Annotated in this window: 16 protein-coding genes; 6 read left to right on the top strand and 10 right to left on the bottom strand. The window is 71.1% G+C overall.

The annotated features are described in order from the left end of the window. The first annotated feature begins 88 nt into the window (after nt 1-88). The 4 genes from ugpC (at nt 89) to AB0H21_RS01095 (ending at nt 4908) form a co-directional block, all read left to right on the top strand. A complete protein-coding gene (gene ugpC / locus AB0H21_RS01110; RefSeq protein WP_358509695.1) occupies nt 89-1309 on the top strand; it encodes a sn-glycerol-3-phosphate ABC transporter ATP-binding protein UgpC in 1221 nt (406 codons plus the stop codon). 306 nt (nt 1310-1615) lie between these two features. Further along, nucleotides 1616-2533, top strand: coding sequence for a hypothetical protein (locus AB0H21_RS01105; protein WP_358509692.1), 918 nt, complete (start codon nt 1616-1618; stop codon nt 2531-2533). Next, complete coding sequence (locus tag AB0H21_RS01100; protein ID WP_358509689.1) at nt 2523-4283, top strand: DUF4012 domain-containing protein; 1761 nt, start codon at nt 2523-2525, stop codon at nt 4281-4283. The genes AB0H21_RS01105 and AB0H21_RS01100 overlap by 11 nt, the downstream gene beginning before the upstream one ends. Further along, a complete protein-coding gene (locus AB0H21_RS01095; RefSeq protein ID WP_358509686.1) occupies nt 4267-4908 on the top strand; it encodes a hypothetical protein in 642 nt (213 codons plus the stop codon). Before AB0H21_RS01100 ends, AB0H21_RS01095 begins: the two co-directional genes overlap by 17 nt. Here the strand turns inward: AB0H21_RS01095 and AB0H21_RS01090 are convergent. From AB0H21_RS01090 to AB0H21_RS01070, 5 genes are read right to left on the bottom strand one after another with little or no spacing between them, the layout of a single operon-like run. Beyond that, entirely contained in the window at nt 4812-6257 is a 1446-nt protein-coding gene (locus AB0H21_RS01090; protein ID WP_358509683.1) for a polysaccharide biosynthesis tyrosine autokinase, read from the bottom strand. The two genes, AB0H21_RS01095 and AB0H21_RS01090, sit on opposite strands and share 97 nt — an antisense overlap. A gap of 4 nt (nt 6258-6261) precedes the next feature. Then, on the bottom strand, nt 6262-7299 hold the full coding sequence (locus tag AB0H21_RS01085) for an MraY family glycosyltransferase (RefSeq protein WP_358509680.1): 1038 nt from the start codon (nt 7297-7299) through the stop codon (nt 6262-6264). Beyond that, a complete protein-coding gene (locus tag AB0H21_RS01080) occupies nt 7296-8294 on the bottom strand; it encodes a GDP-mannose 4,6-dehydratase (RefSeq protein ID WP_358509678.1) in 999 nt (332 codons plus the stop codon). The genes AB0H21_RS01085 and AB0H21_RS01080 overlap by 4 nt, the downstream gene beginning before the upstream one ends. A 59-nt stretch (nt 8295-8353) precedes the next feature. Beyond that, entirely contained in the window at nt 8354-9319 is a 966-nt protein-coding gene (locus AB0H21_RS01075; protein ID WP_358509675.1) for an NAD-dependent epimerase/dehydratase family protein, read from the bottom strand. Next, nucleotides 9316-10539 (bottom strand): glycosyltransferase, encoded by a 1224-nt coding sequence (locus tag AB0H21_RS01070; RefSeq protein ID WP_358509672.1) that lies wholly within the window; start codon nt 10537-10539, stop codon nt 9316-9318. The genes AB0H21_RS01075 and AB0H21_RS01070 overlap by 4 nt, the downstream gene beginning before the upstream one ends. 431 nt (nt 10540-10970) lie before the next feature. Here AB0H21_RS01070 and AB0H21_RS01065 point away from each other — a divergent pair, with 431 nt between their 5' ends. Further along, nucleotides 10971-12227, top strand: a complete 1257-nt coding sequence (locus tag AB0H21_RS01065) for a hypothetical protein (protein ID WP_358509669.1) — start codon at nt 10971-10973, stop codon at nt 12225-12227. Here the strand turns inward: AB0H21_RS01065 and AB0H21_RS01060 are convergent. Genes AB0H21_RS01060 through AB0H21_RS01045 form a run of 4 tightly spaced genes read right to left on the bottom strand, consistent with a single transcriptional unit; the run spans nt 12206 to nt 16024 of the window. Further along, nucleotides 12206-13321, bottom strand: a complete 1116-nt coding sequence (locus AB0H21_RS01060) for a glycosyltransferase (RefSeq protein ID WP_358509666.1) — start codon at nt 13319-13321, stop codon at nt 12206-12208. The genes AB0H21_RS01065 and AB0H21_RS01060 overlap by 22 nt on opposite strands. A gap of 27 nt (nt 13322-13348) precedes the next feature. Further along, nucleotides 13349-14428: a deacetylase gene (locus AB0H21_RS01055; protein WP_358509663.1), complete on the bottom strand. Its 1080-nt coding sequence runs from the start codon at nt 14426-14428 to the stop codon at nt 13349-13351. Continuing rightward, complete coding sequence (locus AB0H21_RS01050; protein WP_358509660.1) at nt 14421-15050, bottom strand: class I SAM-dependent methyltransferase; 630 nt, start codon at nt 15048-15050, stop codon at nt 14421-14423. The genes AB0H21_RS01055 and AB0H21_RS01050 overlap by 8 nt, the downstream gene beginning before the upstream one ends. Before the next feature lie 32 nt (nt 15051-15082). Then, a complete protein-coding gene (locus tag AB0H21_RS01045) occupies nt 15083-16024 on the bottom strand; it encodes a sulfotransferase (RefSeq protein ID WP_358509657.1) in 942 nt (313 codons plus the stop codon). A 361-nt stretch (nt 16025-16385) separates the two neighbouring features. On the opposite strand from AB0H21_RS01045, the gene AB0H21_RS01040 reads away from it, so the two are divergent. Next, nucleotides 16386-18752, top strand: a complete 2367-nt coding sequence (locus AB0H21_RS01040) for a hypothetical protein (RefSeq protein ID WP_358509654.1) — start codon at nt 16386-16388, stop codon at nt 18750-18752. Here the strand turns inward: AB0H21_RS01040 and AB0H21_RS01035 are convergent. Beyond that, nucleotides 18728-20080: an oligosaccharide flippase family protein gene (locus AB0H21_RS01035; RefSeq protein ID WP_358509651.1), complete on the bottom strand. Its 1353-nt coding sequence runs from the start codon at nt 20078-20080 to the stop codon at nt 18728-18730. The two genes, AB0H21_RS01040 and AB0H21_RS01035, sit on opposite strands and share 25 nt — an antisense overlap. Between the last annotated feature and the right edge of the window lie 218 nt (nt 20081-20298).

Genomic DNA, 20298 nt, shown 5'->3' with positions numbered 1-20298 from the left:
CAGGGGCTTGACAGAGATGTCCGGTTCAGATGAGATTCATGAAAACGTATCCACATCCGGCGGGCACCCGGACGCACGAAGGACTGCCATGGCATCAATCGTTCTGCGCAACGTCGACAAGATCTACGCCGGCGGGGTGAAGGCCGTCAACGGCCTCAATCTGGAGATCAAGGACGGCGAGTTCATGGTGCTCGTCGGCCCGTCGGGATGTGGCAAGTCCACGGCGCTGCGCATGGTCGCCGGCCTGGAGGACATCAGCGGCGGCGAGATCTCCATCGGCGACCGGGTGGTCAACCACCTGCCGCCGAAGGACCGCGACATCGCGATGGTCTTCCAGAACTACGCGCTGTACCCGCACATGACGGTCGAGGAGAACCTCGCCTTCGGCCTGAAGCTGCGGAAGATGCCCAAGGCCGAGATCGCCAAGCGCGTCCAGGAGGCCGCCAAGATGCTCGGCCTCGACCAGTACCTCAAGCGCAAGCCCGCCGCCCTGTCCGGTGGCCAGCGCCAGCGCGTCGCCATGGGCCGCGCCATCGTCCGCGAGCCGCAGGCCTTCCTCATGGACGAGCCGCTGTCCAACCTGGACGCCAAGCTCCGCGTGTCGATGCGCGCCTCGCTGAACACCCTGCACGAGCGCCTCGGCGTCACCACGGTGTACGTCACCCACGACCAGGTCGAGGCCATGACCCTCGGCGACCGCGTCTGCGTCCTGCGCGATGGCCTGCTCCAGCAGGTCGACACCCCGCAGAACCTGTTCGACAGCCCGGTCAACCTGTTCGTCGCGGGCTTCATGGGCTCCCCGTCCATGAACTTCGTCAACGCCGAGCTCGTGCGCGGCGACGGCGGCGCCGCCGTGGCCTTCGCCGGCTACAAGCTGCCGGTGCCGGACTCGACGTTCGCCGAGAAGCCCGGCCTGGACCAGTACCTCGGCAAGAAGCTCATCCTCGGCATCCGCCCCTCCGACTTCGAGGACGCCGCGGCCGCCAACGGCAGCTCCGGCGGCTGGGCCCGCATCCCGACCCGCGCGGAGGTCACCGAGGAACTCGGCAGCGAGATCAACGTCCTGTTCCTCATCGACGCCCCGCCGGTCGAGCACAAGGACACCGTCGCCGCGCAGGACTCCGGAGAGGACGAAGAGGCCGCGCTGCCCCTGGTCGGCGACAAGTCGCTGTGGACGGCCCGTGTCAACGCGCGCAGCCACGTCCGCCCCGGTCAGAACATCGAGCTGGCGGTCGACACCCACAACCTGCACTTCTTCGACACCGACAGCGGTCTGGCCATCGGCCACCCGGTCAACGTCGGCCGCTGAGGTCCCGCGCGGCGCCCCTCGCGGCGCCGCGCCCCCGCGAACCAGCCTTCCGGGCGAGAAGCCCCCGCCGTGCACCCCTCCCACGGCGGGGGCTTTTTCGCGTTTCACGGCTTTTCGCGGTCAAGGAAGGAGGAATGGCATGTGATGGTTCCGCAAAAGCGGTGCGCCGGGTGTCCGCCTTTCCGCTTGAGTGCGTAGAACGGTTGCGTCGACATCCCGCTCGGCTTACGGGCGATGTCTCCCGCAGCCGGAACCGCGCCCATCGGAGAGTCCTGAATGGCTGGGAAACGCACTATACCTACGTTCTTGGCATTGGCCCTGGCCGGTGCCATGGGGTCGGGAACGGGCGCCGCGGCGGTGGCCGCGAGCGCGCCGACCGGGCCGACCGCTTCGACGCCTGTCGTGCGCGCGGAGCCCTTCCGCCTTGAGATCCGGCAGCCGAACGCGCCGAGGAACCTGAGACTTTTCCAGATCACCAAGAAACTCATCAAGCTGAAGTGGGACCCGCCCGAGGACGGCTACCCGCCGCGCCCTGGCGTGGTCGCCTACGACATCTACGCCGGCGACCCGTCGTTCCACCTGATCGCCACGGTGCCCGGCAATGTCCTGACATACCTCGACAAGCGCCGGTGCTGCGACACCGTCTCGTATTTCGTGAGGGCGCGGGACGCCCAGGGTAACGAGTCGGCGGCGAGCAACATCGTCACCCGCGACGCCAGCGAATGCAAGAAGTGCCACCACCACCATCACGACGAGGACGGCGAGGAGCACGGCCATGACGAGGACGGCAAGGAGCACGACGACGCCGTGACGAACGAGCCCGACGCCAAGCACGATGACCATGCCGATCATGTCGCCACGGTGGCCGACAGGAACCACCACGATTCAGATGGTGATCAGGAGATCATCAAGGCCGACAAGCTGCTCCACCTGGAGAACGCCGACGACGGCGGCGGAGGCGGTGACCACTCGGACCACCATGGCCATGTCGGCCACGACGGCGGGCACGGCGGTCCCGGAGGCGGGGGTGCGGAAGCGCCCGCGGCCGGTGGTCACCAGCCTGCCGGTGAGAAGCCCGCGGGCGGGCAGCACGCCGGAAAGCAGCTCCCGTTCACGGGAGCGCCCGTGACCGCGCTGGCAGGGGTCGGTGGCGCCCTGCTGGTCGCCGGAGCCGCCGGTGTCCTGATCTCCGTGCGGCGCCGCCGATCCACTGGTGCACGCTAGACGGCGCCGGCGGCTCGTCGCCGGCTCCCTCGTGCCGGTGCTCGTCGTGGCGTCGTACGGGGGCTGGTCGGCGTATGTCGGGCTCAGCGTGCGCGACCACCTGCAGGCGACCAGGGACGCCCTGATGCACCTGCGCGCGGTGATGAGCGCCCGCGATCTCGACCGGGTGGCCGTCACGCTCGCCGACGCCCACCGCCACGCGGCCGAGGCGCGGCGCCTCACCGGCGGGGCGGACTGGTCGCTGCTCACCCACCTGCCCGTGATGGGTGACGGCGCCATGACCGTGCGGGGGCTGGCCGAGTCGGCGGCCGAGATCACCGGCGTGCTGACCGGCCTTCAGGGGGTCGGCACGTCCATCCTCACGGCCGAGTCCGGTTCCGCGGACGACGTTCACCGGCTCCTGGCCGGTCTCAGGGGGGCGGCTCCGGTTCTGCACGGAGCCGCCGCCCGGCTCACGCGGGCGCGGGACCGTTTGGCGGCCACCCCCGCGCGCACCCGGGTGGCCTCCGTGGACGAGACGCGGAGCAAGGTCCTGTACGAGCTGGACCGGCTGCGCGGCTGGGTCGGCGGTGCGGCGACCGCCGCGGACCTGATCCCTCCGATGCTGGGCGATGACGGCCCGCGCCGCTACTTCCTGGCCTTCCAGACCAACGCGGAGTCACGGGGGACCGGCGGCCTCGTCGGCGCCTTCGGCATCCTTTCCGCCGACCGGGGCCGTGTCCGCGTCACGCGGCTGGCCGCCGACAACGACCTGAGCTCCAGCGCCCGCCCCGTCACCGACCACGGCCTGGCGTTCCGCGCGCGGTACGGCGACGGCGCGGCCCGGCTCCTCTCGGTCTCCAATCTCTCCCCGCACTTCCCCTACGCCGCCAAGACCTGGACCGCGATGTGGGAGCGCCAGACCGGCCGGCGGCTGGACGGCGCCATCGCGATCGACCCGGTGGGTCTGTCCTACGTGCTAGGCCTGGTCGGGCCGGTCACCCTCCCGGGCGGGGAGCAGGTGACCACCTCCAACGTCGTCGACCTGACCGAGCGCGCGGCCTACGCCCGCTATCCCGACCCGGTGAGGCGCAAGCGATTCCTCATCGCGATCGCCACGGCCGTCGGCGAGGCGCTGCCCAAGTCCTTCCCCGGACCCTCCCACGTGCTGCCCGTGCTCAAGCCCATGGCCGAGGAGCGCAGGCTCCAGATATGGAGCCGCCGCGACGCCGAGCAGCGGCGCCTGTCCGCCACCGCGCTCGGCGGTGTGCTGCCGCGCCTGCCGGGACCGTACGCCGGGCTGGTGGTCAACAACTCGGCCGGTGGCAAGCTGGACTACTACCTGAACCGCTCCCTGCAGTACACGCTGGGCCCCTGCCGGGGCGGCCGGCGGCAGACGCGCGTGCGGATCCGGCTCACCAACGACGTGCCCCGCGTCGCGCTGCCCTCCTACGTCACCGGCAGGCTGGACAGCCCCGGGATTCCCCACGTGCCCGGGTCCAACCTGCTGTGGGTGTCGCTGTACGCCGGGCTCGGCACCGAGCTCACCGGGGCCCGCCTGGACGGCCGCCCCGTCACGGCCATCAAGGAGGCCGAGAGGTCCCACCCGGTCTACTCCACCCTCCTGGAACTGGCCCCCGGGCAGTCCAGGACATGGGAACTCGACCTCGTGGAACCGGGTTCCGGGGCGTCCCCCGTGATCCCGGTGCAGCCCCTGGCCCGTCCGCAGGACACCCGGATCACCCAGGACCGGAATGGCTGCCCGCCCTGATCCGGGCGGTATCGCGCCACATGAGGGACGGTTCCGCCTGCTGTTCGTCTGTACCGGCAACATCTGCCGCTCCGCCATCGCCGAGCGGTACACCCGTGCCGCGCTGGGCGCGTGCTCGCCCGTCGTCGTGGAGAGCGCCGGCGTGCGCGCCGTCTCCGGACGGCCGATGACGCGCAGGGCGGCGCGCGTGCTGGAGAAGCTGGGCGGCGATCCCTCGGGGTTCGCCTCGCGCCGGCTGACCTCGCGGATGGTGGAGGAGGCCGACCTGATCCTGACCGCCACCACCGCGCATCGCGGCCTCGTGGTGCAGGGCCGTCCGCGGATCGCCGGCCGGGTCTTCACCATCGTCGAGTTCGGCGCGCTGACCGGGGCCGTGCTCGCGCGGCCCCGGTCAGCGGTGGAGATAGCCCAGGCGGGGGACCCGGCGCGGCGGGCACACGCCCTCCTCGCCCGGGCGCGGCCGCTGCGCGGGCTGGTCCGGGTGGAGGACCCTGACGTCCCCGACCCGTTCGGCGGCTCGATGCTCGCCTACAGGTCGGCCGCCCGGCTGATCGTCGCCGGCCTGTCGGCCCCGCTCGCGACGCTGACCGCCGGGGCCGCGCCGACCTCGACCGGCATCCGCTGAGCGCCGTCATCCGGCTCATACTTGTCCTCGTAGCCGTACGAGCCGTCGGCCTTGGTCGGCACGAAGTTCAGCACGGTTCCGACGACGCGCGCGTTGATGGACGACAGCATCTCGGTCGCGCGCGCGATGTGCCCCGCGCGCGTCTTGCCGTGCCGGGCGATGAGCAGCGTGCTGTCACAGACCGCGGCCAGCGAGGCTCCGTCGGTCACCGGCAGGAGCGGGGGAGTGTCGATGATGACGATGTCGTACTTTTCGGTGAGCGTGCCGAGCAGCTTGCACATCCCCTGGGAGTTGAGCAGCTCACTGGGGTTCGGCGGGATCTGACCGCTCGTCAGCACGGTGAGGGAAGGCGGTCCCCAGGTCTGGGCCACGTCCTCCAGCGACGCCGAGCCGATGAGCACGTCGGTGAGTCCCGCCGCCCCTTCGAGGCCGAGGTGGTCGGCGACGCGAGGACGGCGCAGGTCGGCGTCCACGATCATGACCCGCCAGTCGGCCTGGGCGAGCACGATGGCGAGGTTGACGGCGATCGAGGTCTTCCCCTCCCCGGCGAGGCAGCTGGTGATCACCAGCGATCGCGGCCGCCGGTCGACGCTGATGAACTGCAGATTCGTGCGCATCGCCCGGAACGCCTCGGCCCTGGACGATCTGCCGCGGTCGCGGAGGATCAGGGGATGCCGCTGCGCGTCACGTTCGCGCCCGATCATCCCGATGGTCGGGCTCTTCGACACGGCCTGCAGCGTCTCGGCCGTCTTGATGGTCGTGTCCATGCGATCGCGCAGCACCAGCGCCCCGAAGACGACGATCAGCGCGATCAGCTCCGCGATGACGAGGTTGGTCAGCGGGCGCGGGCTGATCGGTCTCACCGGGACGCTCGCCTGGTCCACCACCGTCACCTTGACCGTGGAAGGGCTCGACCGGCTGGGGCGCTCGAGCTGGCCGATCACCCGAGGGAACGCCACGCCCAGCTTGTTGGCCAGCAGTGCCGCGCGGGTGGGATCCTTGTCGGTGACCGTGACCCTGATCAGGGTGGTCATGGGAATGGCCTCGGCCTTGACGGCGGCCTGGACGCGCCCGACGTCGTCCGGGCTCGTGATCTGGCCGACCACCCGCCGGCTGGGCACGAGGTTCGCGTACGACTGCACCCGCTGCTGGGAGAGCGCGCCCGCCTGGATGGCGGTGGCCAGACTGCCCTCCTTGTCGTACCCCGTCACCAGCATGCTGATCTGTGCCTCGTACTTCGGCGGCGTGTTGGCGGTGATGGCCATGGCCGCGGCGGCGGAGACGATCAGCGTCAGCGCGATGACCGCCCAGTGCGCGCGCATGAGCCGGAGGTAGTAGAGACCTTGCACCTGATTAACGCCTTTCAGTGATGCTGACGGCAGGTTCGCCGGCGTGGCCCGGCACCGGGCTGTGCGCTTTCTGCAGGATTCCGATGAGCACGATGGCCGCGGCGACGGCGGCGACCGTGGTGACGAGGGGCGAGGTGAGATTCAGCGTCATCGCCAGGTTGAGCGCGCCCGACACGGCCGCGGCGCCGGCCAGGACGACGGCCGTGAGCCGGACGCCGAAGCCGAGCGCGTTGAGGCGGTGGGACAGGTGGTCGGTGCCGCCGAGCAGCAAGGGACGTCCGGCGCGCGCCCGGGACAGCAGGACCACCCCGGTGTCGATCGTGGCGACGAAGGTGGGCAGGAGCAGACTGCCGATCACCTGGTCGAGGCCGTGGTCCGTCACCACCGCCGTGGCCGAGCAGGCGAGGACGAAGCCGATGAACAGCGAGCCGGAGTCGCCCATGAACACCCTGGCCGGCGCCCAGTTGTGCAGCAGGAATCCCAGTCCGGCGCAGCAGAGCGCGGTCAGCAGCATGCCGATCATCGGCCGGCCGGCGGCGAAGGCCGTGACGGCGAGCATGGCCGCCCCCGCCGTCGTGATGGCGCCGAGCGCGCCGTCCTGGTTGTCCAGCAGATTGAACGAGTTCGTGATCAGGACGATCCACAGGATCGTCAGAGGGACGTCCAGCCAGCCGCCCGTGACGGGGGCCTGGATCCCGCTCAGCACGACCCCGCCCGCCGCCACCGACTCGACGCCGAGCCGGGTGAGGGGGGAGAGCGGCGCGATGTCGTCGATCAGGCCGAGCAGCGCCACCGCCACGGCGGCGCAGATCACCATGGCCAGCGTGAAATCGTTCAGGCCGACGATGACGATCACGGGAGCGATGGTGCCCAGCATGATCGCGACTCCCCCGAGATAGGGGATCGGGCGGGCGTGCGCCTTGTATCCGCCCGGGCGGTCGGTGAGTCCCCAGCGCGTCGCGAGCCGGCCGAGCGGCCCCGTCGCGAGCGTGGTGAGCAGGAAACCGGCGAGCCCGGTCACGAGGATGGTCAACGCGTTCATCTCAGCGACGTCACCAGCTCGCCGCGGGCCTCGACGATGGTCTCCCGCAGGATGTCGAGGAGTGAGCGCCGCGGCGTCCATCCGGTGAGGGCGTGCAGCTTCGCCGTGTCGGGAACCCGGCGGGTCATGTCCTCGAAGCCCGTCTCGTACGCCTCGGCGTACGGGATGTTGTCGATCCCGCTGGTCGTCCCGGTCAGCTCGATGATCATCTTGGCCAGTTCCAGGATGGTGACCTCGTGCGAGGCGCCGACGTTGAACGTCTCGCCGATCGCCTCCTCGCGGTCCAGCAGCTCCTGCAGCGCGACCACCACGTCCCCCACATGGGCGAAGCACCGGGTCTGCGTGCCGTCCCCGAAGACGGTGAGCGGCGTGCCGCCGAGCGCCTGCCGGATGAGGCGCGGGATGACCATCCCGTAGGCGGGGCTCTGCCGCGGCCCGACCGTGTTGAACAGCCGCACGATGACGGTCGGCAGGTCGCGTTCCTTGTGGTAGGCGTTGGCGAGGATCTCGTCGACCGCCTTGGCCGTGCTGTAGGCCCACCTGACCACCGCCGGGCTGCCGAGCACGCGGTCGGAGAGCTCCGAGAGCGGGCCGCCGGAGTTCTTCCCGTAGATCTCGCTCGTGCTGGTGATCATGATCTTCCGGCGGTAACGGTGCGCCGCCTCGATGACGATCTCGGACCCGCGGATGTTGGTCGTCAGCGACCGCAGCGGATGCTCGACGATCAGTTTCACGCCGACCGCCGCGGCGAGGTGGACGACGACGTCGCACCGGTGCACCAGCTCGTCGACGATCAGCTCGTCCAGCACCGACCCCTGGACGAACCGGAGGCGCGGATGGCCGATGACGTGTTCGATGTTGGCGAGGCGCCCGGTCGACAGGTTGTCCAGGATGAACACGGAGTCACCCCGGGCGAGCAGGGAATCGGTCAGATGGGATCCGATGAACCCGCTCCCGCCGGTTATCAGATAGGTCTTCCCTGGCGAGTCGTTCACGGCTTCTCCTGTGAGCGTGCGAGGACGTGCTTGGTGGTCGATGCGGTGGCCGTGTTCCATCAGATGGCCGCGTTGATCTCGTGGCCCGTCACCGGGCGCAGGAACGTCTGGAACCAGGCCACCGTCCGGCGGAGCCCTTCCTCCAGCGGGACGGGCGGCAGGTCCGGGAACAGTTCTCCGAGCAGCCGGGGAGAGGATCGCGAGTCGCGGATGTCGCCGGTCCGGGGTGGCAGGAAGGTGGCCTCGACGGGACGTCCGAGCACGGTCGCGAGCGTGTGCTTCAGTTCCAGGAGGGAGACGCGCGTGCCGAACGCGAGATTGACCGGCACGGGGCTGGTCACGCGCCGGGCCGCCGCGTCGGCCAGCACTCCCGTCACGGATTCGACGTACGTGAAGTCCCGGGCCTGCGTGCCGTCGCCGTAGATGGGGATCGGCTCGCCGCGCAGGGCCGCCGAGACGAACGCCGGCACGACGGCCGCGTAGGCGTGGTCGGCCGGTTGCAGCGGCCCGTAGACGTTGAAGAACCGGAACGCCAGCACCCGCAGGTCGTAGCTCTGCCCGTAGGCCAGCGTGTAGCTCTCGGCGGCGAGCTTCCCGGCGCCGTAGGGGCTGAGCGGCCGGGTGGGCAGGTCCTCGTGCTTGAACGCCTCCGGGCTGTCCCCGTACACCGAGGACGACGAGGCGACGATCACGTGCGGCCTGGTGCGCCGGCACGCCTCCAGCACGTTCACGGTGCCGGTGGCGTTGACGGCGTGCGAGGTCATCGGATCCTTCAGGGACCGGGGCACGGACGGCAAGGCCGCGAGGTGGATCACCGTCGTGGCGCCGGCGACGAGTTCGGCCAGCAGCGGCCGGTCCAGGACGCTGCCCAGCACGAACTCGGCGTCGACCCCGGCGAGGTTGACGAGGTCCCCGCCGCTGAGGTCGTCCAGGACCGTGATCCGCTCGACGTCGGGCCGGGCGGCCAGCGCCCGGCACAGGTTCGCGCCGATGAACCCGGCCCCGCCGGTCACGAGCACTCTCATCTGTCTACCTCCGTGGTTTCTGGCCGGCGGCCGCGGGCGACCGACCGGTAAAGGTCCTCGGTGTCGGAGACCAGGCGTTCGGTGGGAAAGGCCGAGGTGGTCCACCGGCGGGCGGACTCGCCCATCGTCCGGGCGAGCCCGGGATCGGTGAGCAGCCGCACGACGTGGCCCGCCAGCTCGGCGGGGTCACGGCCGGCGAGCAGACCGGTACGGCCGTCCAGCACCACCTCCCCGACGCTGCCCACGCGGGTCGACACGACCGGCACGCCGGCCATGCCGGCCTCGATGAGGGTGAGCGGCGTGCCCTCGTTGTCCGAGGTGAGCAGGACGACGTCCGCGGCCGCGTAGACCGTCCCGGTGTCGCCGCGCCAGCCGGTGAACACGACCGGCGCGGGAAGCCGCGCCGCGGCGAGCTCGACCTCCTCGCGGAGCTCGCCACCGCCGCAGACGACGAACCGGCAGCCGGGGATCCACCCGAGGACGGCGTGTGCCGTGGCGAGCAGGCGGTCGGGCCGCTTCACCTTGGTCAGCCGCCCCACGAAGGCCACGACGGGCGCGTCCTGGGGGAGGTTCAGGGCCCGCCGGGCCTCCTCACGGGCCGGCAGCGCGCGGACGCCGACACCAGGGGGGATGACGACGTACTGGCCCGGCGTGCCGATCCCGGCGGCCAGAAGGTCCTCGCGGACGCGGTCCCCGACCGTGACCAGCCGGTGCGACACCGAGGCCAGCAGGCGCTCGGAACGCACGTACGCCGCGCGCTTGACCCCGGTGAAGTACCCGTCGAGCAGGTGACCGTGGAAGGTGTGCACCCGGGCCGAACCGACCCCCGACAACAGGGAGGCGAGACGGCCGAGGGCCCCCGCCTTGGCCGTCCGGGTGTGCACGACGTGCGGCCGGAAGCGGCGCATGGCGGCGACGAGGTGGGCCAGGGCGCGAAGGTCGTCGGACGGCCTGATCGCCCGGCCGAGCCCGTGAACCCGGTGCACCCGCGCGGCCGGGCCGTCCGGCTCGCCTTCGGCCGGAGGGGCGCCCGGGTGCCCAGGGAAGCCGCTCAGCCGAAGATGGTCGGCCTCGTCCTCCTCGACGTACCCGGTGTACAGGCGGTGGTCGAATTCACGGCGGTTCAGCCGCTCGATCAACCCGGATATCTGGGTCGCCGGTCCGCCGACGTTCAACCGCGCGATTATCTCCATGACTCGGATCCGGTCGTCTGACTTCACGCGCGCTCCTTGGCGGTGGGCCTGGTCACGTCGAAGAAGCTAGCTCGCCATTTATTCCGTTCGCCGCACCGTCGCGGTTGCCGCAAAAGTGTTTCCTTATTCGGTACCCACTCATGGCCGTTTTGTGGCGGAGCGGGTGTGATCCGCTCGATGGAGTATCCGTCCCAGTGGTTTTCGTATTTGTCCGCCGTATGACCCGGCGGTGGCACAGTTGTGGATTGAAGGGGAAATAGCCGTTCGGGGTCCGCGAAGGCCGCCGGGGCGGGGAAAAAGTCCGCACGGTGCGGGTCATCGTCGTACCAGGCGAGGCGACCGCGGCGATCTCTTGCCTCGCTCCGGCACTAGCGTCGTGCGAAGTGCCTCCATCCAGGGCGTTCCGCGACCGTCGGCCCCGGGTGTGATCTCGAACCGCGCGGGGGGAGCCGGTCCTCATGGAATTTCTCATCGTCGTCGCGATCACGGCGACGCTGGTCCTGGCCGTCCGCGCCGGTCTGGACGCGACGGCGGCGAAGCGGGTGCTGCCGGTACTGCTGGTCGCCTTCATGGCCCGCCTGGCCGCCCACGTGTCGCTGAGGGGAGGCGCTCTCTTCGACTACGGCGGCGACAACGTCGTGTACGACCTGTGGGCACAGGAGATCGCCGACCAGTGGAGGCGGGACGGCATCTCGTACGTCACGGTCAGCGGCGCCGGGCGGCTCTACGGGGCCGCGCTCCACTGCAACCTGCTGGCCTTGATCAGATACATCTGCGACGGCCCCGCCCCGCTGGCCTCCGCGGCGCTCATGGCCCTGATGGCCTGTGTGCTGTGCGTGGTCATGTACAGGTTCGCGAGGATACTCGGCGCGGACGAGCGGGCCGCGTTCTGGTTGCTCGTCGTGGTGGCCTTCATGCCGGCCTTCCTGCTGCACACCTCCGACACCTACAAGGACGGCCTGAACGCGCTGCTCGTGGTGGCCTCCCTGGCCGTCGGGGTCTCGCTCACGCGGCGATTCAGCCTCGGCAGGCTGCTCATGCTCGCGCCGCTCCTGTGGGCGCTGTGGAACGTCCGCCCCTACATGGCCTTCATGTGCGTGCTCCCGCTGGCCCTCGGGATCAGCGGGCTGAAGCACGTCGTCTCGGTGCGGAGCCTGGTCGTCCTCACCGCCCTGGCGATGGTCGTGTTGTTCCAGTTCGAATTCGTGATGCAGAGCGAACCGGTCGAGGCGATGCGGAACCAGCTGGAGTACGCCCAGTCGCCGGCCGCGCAGAACTCCAACGCCGGCCTGTCGGGGTGGCGGCACGGGTCGGGCATCGCCTTCGACGACGGTGGCCTCGCGTGGGGCGCGCTCGGCCCCAAGCTGGTCTACACGCTGCTGTCCCCGTTCCCGTGGACGCCCGGCAGCCTGGCGCTGCAACTGGGCAAGATCGACACGTGCGTGTGGTACGTGCTGCTCTTCTTCGGGGTGGCCGGCGCCCGCCGGCTGTGGCGCGGCGACCGCAGGATGCTGCTGATCCTCCTGCTCTTCGTCATCCCCGGCGCCCTCGTCTACGCCACCACGATGGCCAACATCGGGCTGATCGCCCGCCAGCGGATGCCCCTGGTCATGGTGACGAGCCTGCTGTGCGCGCTCGCGTGGACGCGGACGCCTCCTGAGGAGCAGGCCCCGCCGGAGATGGAGCGGGCCGCTCAGCCGGCGGGCTTGACCTGAGATCGGCGCGGCGCCTCGTCGTACAGCCGGTCGAACCACTTCGCGGTCTCCCCGATGTCGAGCGTCCCCGCGCTCTCGCGCGCGCCTTCGCGCAAGCGGGCGTGCACGTCCGGCCGCATCGCCCGCAGGATCGCCTCCGCGAACGCCTTGGGATCGCCCGGCGGGACGAGCAGGCCGTTGCGGCCGGACTCGACGAGGTCCGGGATGCCGCCGACGCGGGTGGACACCACGGGAACGCCCGCGGCGAGCGCCTCCATGACGACGACCGGCAGCCCTTCGTAGGTGGAGCAGAGCACCAGCAGGTCGGCGGCGGCGATGAGGCGCGCGGCGTCCGGCACGTGGCCGAGAAGGCGCACACGGGGGAGCCGCAGATCGGCGACGCGCCGCGCCGTCTCGGCGAACAGCGGGCCCGATCCGGCGAGCAGGAACGTCGCGCGCGTCTCCCCCGAGGCCGCCAGCTCGGCCGCCGCCTCGATGAGGAAGCCGTGGTTCTTGACGGCCCGGAAGTTGCCGGCGTGCACGATCAGGAAGGCGTCTTCGGGCACGTCCCACTCCTTCCTGATCAGCGCCGCCTCCGCCGCCCAGCGGCGCTGCTCCGCCACGTCGACACCGTGCACGCGGGTCGACAGGCGGCGCGCGCCCAGGGTCGTCACGCTCCGCGCGACCTCGGGGGAGACGGCCACGGTGTGGTGGTCCAGCCACCCGGTGGCGCGGTCGAGGAGCAGGGTCGGTAGGCGGAACCGGACGCTGTGCACGGTGGACACCAGCATCGGCCGGTGGCGCCACAGGAGGGAGGCCGGCCGGAGGACCGACGCGGGCAGGGGGGAGTGGACGTTGAGCACGTCCGGGCGCAGCCGCCGCACCACGGCCGCCAGCCGGGCCATCCTGAGCGGGCGGGGGCAGGAGGTGAGGTCGACGACGGCCACGCCGTGCCGCCGGAGCCGCTCCAGGAAGAGCGTTGGGGTGGCCTCCAGGCACACGACGGTGTAGCGCCTGCCCGGGGGAGCCGCGCACAGCCGCCGGGTGAGCAGGACCTCGGCACCGCCCACCCTGGCGAGCGATTTGATCACTTCGCAGACGTGCACGGGGCGCACGGTGTCTCCCTCTGTCCTTTATGCGGTCTATGTGGTCCGTCGCGGCCCGGCCGCGGATTCCGGCGGCCGCCCCGCGTTCGCGGCGAACCGGGTCCGGTATCCGGCGAGGGTCAGCCCCTCGAACGCGCCGGCGGCGAACGCGAAGAGCGACTCGATGTCGTCGTAGAGCGCCTCGACGCTCCGGAAGGTCCGGAAGTACGGGCTGCCGCCCGGCATCAGCTCCGAGGAGTGCAGCATGAACTCGACGTGATCGTGCCCGGAGTGCAGCGCGCGCCGGGCGAGTTCGATCATCTCGCGGCGGTTTCTGCCGTTCGGGCGCATCCAGGTCGTCGCCGGCCAGAGCCTGCCCGCCACGCGTCGCGCCGGGCCGCTGCGGGACAGCAGGGCGCGGGTGCGTTCCGCCAGGGCGCCGTAGCGGCGGGGCACGATGGTCATCGGCACCTCCAGCAGCGGCGACCCACCCGCTCTGTCCAGCGCTCCCGGGTCCACGAAGTACGGCTCCTCCGGGAATGCCGTGTAGTCCCGTGGGCCGCGTCCGCCGGGCGCGCCGGAGGTGCCGCGCCAGGAGATGTGCGGCGTCACCGAGCAGTCGGCCAGATACCCGTGCTCGATGAGGATCCGCGCGTAGGTCTCGTCCAGCGTCCACCGCCCGGCACGGTGGCTCACCGGCGCGATCTGGAAGGTGTCCTGCAGGACCCTCGTCGCGGTCGTCACCTTCGCCGCCATCACGTGTTCCGGATAGTCCGTCAGAAACGGCTTGTACTGGTGGTCCGCCCCGGTCAACGGCAGGATCGGAGGCGTGGTCCAGGCGTGCAGGTGCATGCCCAGCTCTCCCCGGCCGCGCTCCAGCACCGCGCGGCCGAACTCCTGGAAGGCCGGGCTGGTGGCCATGGTCCAGTCGACCAGATAGGTGGGAGGAAGGCCGTACCTGTCGCACAGCGCCTGGAAGCGGGGCAGGAAGGCGGCGTTCCGCGTCGTGCCCGTCGCGGAGCCGCTCCAGGCGTCGTCCTCCTCGACGTCGATCGTGATGATGAAGGCGGGCCGCCGCGGCCCGGCGTCGCTCCGTCCGGTCCCCGCCGCGGAGGCCGGTGGCCGGGGATCAGACATCGCAGCGGTAGAGCAGCAGGTGCTTGTCGTCCTGCCAGTCGTGACGCCTGTCCACCCGGACGCCGAAGCCGTCGAAGATGCGCTCGATCCGGCCCTTCTGCTCGGGGAACTCGTCGACCATCACGTACCTGACCCGCTTGAGGGCGAGCAGCGCGCGCGTCTGGTGCTCGATCCACTCGTCGGGCATGTAATGGAACCAGCCCATCGCGATCAGAAGGTCGATCTCCCGGACATCGTGCTTGATCAGCGCGTCGAAGCTGCCCACGGCGAACTCCGCCCTCGGCCGGCGCGACCGCTGCAGGAACCGGGCCCAGGCGATGACGCCGCGGTCGATGTCGAAGCCGAGCCTGCGTCCGGCCGGGACCCGGTTGAGGATTTCGCCGAGGCCGCACCCCACCTCGGCGACGACGTCCAGCCGCCCGGGCACCGTCCGGGCGAGCTCGACCGCCATCTTCTTGTAGTTGGTGGTGTGAAATCCCCGCAGGTGCCATCGGTCGCCGCCGAATATGAGCGACAGGGGGAACTGCACCGCCTTTCCCACGAGGGCCTTGGCGACGTTGTCGGCTCCGTGCCGTCGCGCGACCTCGATTTTCCTGTTGAGCCTTTTCACTGTGGTCTGCATCACGAGCCCCCTGCATACATCCGATATCGCGGTCAGAACGCGTAACCCCGTTCACCGAGGTGCGGGCCGAGAGAACGGTTCAACAGCGCCAGCTGGGCGGGGGTGAGGTCGCGGCGGAAGGCGTCCACCTGCCTGCTCTCGAACCTGTGACGGCCGAAGCCGTGGTCGAAACGGGAGGTCCACGGCAGGCCGAGGAACTCAAGGATCACGGTCATGTGCTTGCGCGGATCGTCGACCAGGTCCTCGTAGCGGATCTCGAGCCACTGGTCGGGGGGAACGGTCGCCCGGGCGCGCTCGTACGCGTCCATGAGGATCTTCCAGCCGATCCCGGCCAGATGGATCATCGACCGCCCACCGCGGTCCCATTCCTCGGCGTACGCGTCCGGCAGCGGCCCGTAGTGCCAGCCGCAGGGGCCGAGATGGCCCCGCCACCACGGCATCCGCGTCCACGAGCTGGCGACCGCCCGCCCGTCCCGCAGAATGTGCACGAAGCGAGCCTGAGGGAAGATCTCAAGGAGGAAGCCGGCGCGCGGCCAGCCGGTGAACTTGTGCACGTAGTGGTCCACCCCCTCGCGCACGGCCCGCTCCTCGAAGAACGAGCTCATCCGCCGTGCCAGCCAGGGCGTGACGTCGGCCGCCACCAGTTCGCGGAACGGGTCGACGACCAGCGGCGACACCTCCCGGGTCAGGGCCGCCTGCGCCTCACTCGGCCGTACCCGTCTCGGCGGGAAGCCCGGCCGCGACCACCGGTGCATGGCCGCCGCCAGCCGCCGGAGCGGTGGCGTGAGGCGTCCGTACCGATCGTCGAGATTGGTCGGGAAACCGAGCAGGGGATGCTGGGTCAGCACCTTGTACAGCAGCGTGGAACCGCAGCGCCCCGTGCCGAGGAGAAAGGAGAGGTTCAGGCTCCCGGGCGGATCGACGGGATTCACCGTCGCGACCTGGCTCCGCGCCATGGAGCGGCTGTTTTCCATTACGCGATCTCCCGGTGTCACGGCGGCTGCATGTTCGAAGAAACATAGGTACACCCACACCGGACGACCGCCCGCGGCGCTTCGGCCGAGTTTCCGAATCGCTGCCATGTTCATAGTCGCGGTTGACCGGACGGCCCAGATCGTCCGGCGCCGGTATCGTCCGGTCCCCGGCCGTTCCTCCGTGATGAGTCCGTCCATTCGCCGCGCGCGCTCCCGAATCCGCCCGTAACGTCTTGCCGCCTGCACCGGTGACCGGTTGTTTTCGGCGGCATTCGCGGTCGCGGGCAAAGAACCGGCAACAATACCGTCGGGCGCTTATTCGAAAGGGCGTCCCCGGGAGCCCGCCGACCAGAATTGCCGCATGGCCCATACCTCGTCGTTTCCCGGCTCCGAGAGCCGGTCGGAGTTCCTGGTCGACACCGCGCCGACGGAGGTGCGCCCGGGCGGGCGCGGGCCGTCACCGAAACGGCCGTCCCGGGTGCGGGTGTGGTCGCCGGCTCTGTTCGGGCTACTGGTGGCCGTGGCCGTGGCGGCGTGGTTCGGGACCCCGGGCCGGGACATCGCGGTGTTCTGCGCGTACCTGGCGCTGTGTGTCGCGTTGCCGGGGACGCTGGTGGTCCGTGCCGTCTACCGGGGCCGGCGTACGGTGGCCGAGGAGGTCGCGCTCGGCCTGGTGGTGGGATACGCCCTCGAGGTCCTCACCTACATCCCCGCCCGCGCGCTCGGGGCGCCGCGGCTCGTCCTGGCATGGCCGGTCGCCACCTACCTGGTCTTCCTCCTGGTTCCCGGGCTGCGGCGGTTCTGGCGGAGCGGCGCGCGGGTCCGCGCGCCGCTCCGGTCATCATGGGCGATCGCGGCCGCCTTCGCCGGGCTCACCGTGTGGAGCGCCGTCCCGTTCTTCCGTAACAACCCCCTGAGCTGGCCGGCCATGGGGGCGGGCGACTACGACGAGCCGTTCCATCTCGCGCTGGCGGCGGAGTTGAAGCACCACGTGCCGCCGCGGACGCCGATGGTGGCGGGCGAGCCGTTGCTGTATCACTGGTTCGCCTACGCGCACGTCGCGGCATCGAGCTGGGTCACCGGGGTGGAGCTTGTCGTCCTGGTGCTGCGGCTTTCGGTGCTGCCCATGCTGGCCGCGTTCCTGGTGCTGATCGCGATGACGGCGCGGCGGGTCGCCGGGTCATGGGGGATCACCGCGCCGGTGCTGGCCGGCACCGTGTTCGTGGGCACGCCGAGCCTGTACCTCAGCTCCAACATGGTCTTCGGCTGGGGCGGCGTCCAGTCGACCGCCTGGCGCAGTCCCACGCAGACCTTCGGCGCATTGCTGTTCGCCGCGCTGGCCGTTCTCGTTCTGGACCAGCTGACCGGGCGAGCCGGGCCGCAGGCGCTGAGGGTACCGTCGCGGGCCGGGCTCTGGACGGTGGCCGCCGTGCTGATGGTGGCCGTGATGGGGGCCAAGGCGGTCTTCCTGCCCTTGCTGCTGGCAGGGCTGGTCGCGGTGATCGCGGTCGGGGCCGCGCTGGGGCGAGGGCCCCGGTGGCCCGGCCTGCTCGCGGCGGCGATGACCCTGGCCTGTACGGTCTACGCCCAACTCGTGCTGTTCGGGCAAGCCCGCCAAGGCATCCTTCTGTCTCCGGTCTCCGCCATGCGCCAGCGCTGGCAGGAACTCGGCGGGCAGCCCGGCGCCGGCCCGCTCTGGCTGCTCGGCATCGGCGCGTTGCTGGCGTTGTGCCTGGCGTTCGCCTGGTGCGGAGCCGCCGGACTGCTGGCGGACCGGCGGCTGCTCGCCCGGCCCGCGGTGGTGTTCATGCTCGCCATGGCCGCCGCCGGCCACGCGGTCACCCTGCTCTTCCACCACCCCGGCTACAGCCAGTTCTTCTTCCTGTTCGCCGTCTACCCCTACCTGGTCATCGTCAGCGTCTACGGCGCCCGCACCCTGCTGCGCCGCGCGCGTGTTCCCGCGTGGGCGACCGCCTGCGCCTTGGTGACCGCCGTCCTGGGCGTCTGCCTGGTCGCCTTCGCCTGGCACGTGACGGTCCCCCTCGCTCCCGGCCGGCCCGCCATCACCCTGTTCCTGCCCTACCTCACCGTGCTCGCCGGCATCGGCCTGGCCGGCGCCGTGCTGGCCGTGACCATCGGACGGCTTCGCGCCACGGCCCTGCTGACCGCCGCCGCCACCGGCGTCGGCCTCACGGCCTGCGGATACGGCCTGATGCTGTGGCTTCCCGGTAAGGTCGCGGCGAAGGGCCTCGGCAAGGTCGGCCATGCCGTGCCGTCGGAGTCCGACGCGGTGCCGGAGGGCGCCCTGGCCGCGGCGCGCTGGCTGCGCGACCACTCCGCCCCCGATGACCTGGTCGCCACCAACTCCCACTGCCATTGGGGACGGCGTGATCCGTGCGACGCCGGTCAGTTCTGGGCGGCGGCGCTCACGGAGCGGCGCGTTCTGGTCGAGGGCTGGCGCTACACCACCCGGGCGAACGACCGGTGGCGGCCGGGCCAGGACTACCGGTACCCGCCCTTCTGGGACCAGGAACTGCTGCGCCTGAACGACACCGCCGTCAACACCCCCACCGCGGCCTCCCTCGGCCTGCTGCGCGACCGCCACCACGTTCGTTGGCTGCTGGTCGACCTGCGCCTCACCGGTCCCGGCTCCTCTCTGGACGCCCTCGCCGGCCTGCGGTTCCGCTCCGGCGACTACGCCGTCTACCGGCTGCCGGACCGCTCGTGAGCGTCCGGCTCACGCACCCGTGACGCCCGCCGGCCGGCCAGGACGCGCCCGGCGAGAGGGGTGTCGCCGGCCGCCCGTGCCGCCGCCGACAGCGCGACGGCGATCTCCGGCCACCGCGGGAGCAGACGCCGCGCCGGTGTTCCGGTGGCCCGCAGGAACCACCCGCACTGCGTGCCGGCCAGCACGGTCAGCACGACGCCGGTCACGGCCGCGCATCCCGTGGCGCCCCAGCGGGGGATGAGCAGCGCGTTGAGCGTCACGTCCAGCACCAGCGCCCCGACCGACATGGAGGTGACCACCCAGGGCCGGTCCAGGCGCAGCAGGAAGATCCAGATCGGCCGCGCGACGCTCGCCGACACGATGCCGGGCGCGAGGCAGAGGAAGGGGAGCACGCTTCCGCGGAACGCGTCCCCGTAGACGAGCGGGACGAGCGCGGACGCCAGCGCGCACAGGCCGCCGGCCGTGACCAGCGCCATGACGAAGGCCGCGCGCACCGCGCGCAGCGTCACCTCCACCGCGCGCTCGTGGTCTCCCTCCACCTGCCGTGGCATCGCGACCTTCACCAGGGCCTCGACCGGTATGCGCGCCAGGTCGGCGAGCGTGGTGGCGACGGCGTAGAGCCCGGCCTGGCCGGTGGAGGAGAACGCGCTCACCATCAGCACGTCCACCCGGGGAAGCAGTTGCGTGGAGACAAGGCCGAGGTGGTAGCGCAGCCCGACGCCCACGGTACGACGGGCCAGCCTGTGGTCGAAATCCCTCAGTCGCGGCCGGAGCGCGTGCACGAAGTAGACGACGGTGACCAGCTCGTAAGCCGTCCACAGGGCGAAGGCCACCTTGGCCGTAAGCCATCCCGCCATCGCGGCGGCCATCACCGAGGCGCACCACACCAGGCAGCCGATCATCGTGCCGTTGTTCAGGATGCGGGCCCTGTCCCGCAGCAACGCGATGCCGCAGAGGTACTCCCACACGATCAGGATCGGGACGGCCGCCAGCATGACGGCGGCGCAGGAGGCGCTCCATCCGGAAAGGAGCATGGCGGCACCGACGGCCGGAGCGGTCAGCACGCCCATGAGGATGCCGAGCACCAGGGCGTTCGCGGTCAGCGCGGGACGGAGCCCGGCGTCGGCCCACAGGACCACCTGCCCCTGCTCGGCCGAGAGCCCGCCGAGTACCAGGCCGGCCCAGGCGATGGCGATCAGCACCGCGTACTCTCCCCGCCCCTCGGCGAGCAGGGTGCGTGCGGTGATCACACTGATCACGGCCGAGGAGGCGGTCACGACCCCCCGGGCAGCGATGGTGTGGACCAGGGCCCTCGCCGCGCCGGTCATCCGGCGGCCGCCACTCCGCCCGGGCTGGTGCTCATTTCCGACCTCCGGCTCGCGTCGACCGCGATGCGGACGTGCCGAGCCGTATTTTCGGCGAGGGCATCGGGCCTGAATTCGGCCAGCATATCGAAATGGCGCGCCGATACCGGCCCGCCGCGCTCCGGTGCGGCGCCTCCGGCCGTTCGTCGCATTCGGCCTTTTGGAGTGCGACGCGTGATATG

Origin of the sequence: Sphaerisporangium sp. NPDC051011, assembly GCF_040653595.1 — a bacterium.
Classification (GTDB): Bacteria; Actinomycetota; Actinomycetes; order Streptosporangiales; family Streptosporangiaceae; genus Sphaerisporangium.
Note: the sequence above shows the minus strand (reverse complement) of the source record. Positions and strands in the feature narration are given on the sequence as shown.